Genomic DNA, 581 nt, shown 5'->3' with positions numbered 1-581 from the left:
GTGGGCTCGGAGATGTGTATAAGAGACAGCCTTATGCGTCTGCGCAGCCGCGTCAACCGGTCCAGCAGCCGCCTGAAGCGCAGGTACCGCCGCAACATGCTCCGCGTCCAGCGCAGCCGGTGCAGCAACCCGTGCAGCAGCCTGCCTATCAGCCGCAGCCTGAACAGCCGTTGCAGCAGCCAGTTTCGCCACAGGTCGCATCAGCGCCGCAGCCAGTGCATTCAGCACCGCAACCGGCACAACAGGCTTTCCAGCCTGCAGAGCCTGTAGCGGCACCACAGCCTGAGCCTGTAGCGGAACCGGCTCCAGTTATGGATAAACCGAAGCGCAAAGAAGCGGTGATTATCATGAACGTCGCGGCGCATCACGGTAGCGAGCTAAACGGTGAACTGCTTCTTAACAGCATTCAACAAGCGGGCTTCATTTTTGGCGATATGAATATTTACCATCGTCATCTTAGCCCGGATGGCAGCGGCCCGGCGTTATTCAGCCTGGCGAATATGGTGAAACCGGGAACCTTTGATCCTGAAATGAAGGATTTCACTACTCCGGGTGTCACTATCTTTATGCAGGTACCGTCT

Annotated in this window: 1 protein-coding gene; it reads left to right on the top strand. The window is 57.3% G+C overall.

Annotated features, from left to right (window positions below; all coding sequences use genetic code 11):
* Window positions 1-14 precede the first annotated feature (14 nt).
* The coding region (gene zipA, locus AC5O77_RS22230) for a cell division protein ZipA (protein ID WP_494507226.1) at window positions 15-581 on the top strand (567 nt) is incomplete at its 3' end.

The sequence above is a fragment of the Stenotrophomonas sp. INTA L402-1 genome (assembly GCF_059295135.1).
The sequence above is the reverse complement of the archived record's forward strand: the minus strand, read 5'-3'. Positions and strand labels throughout refer to the sequence as shown.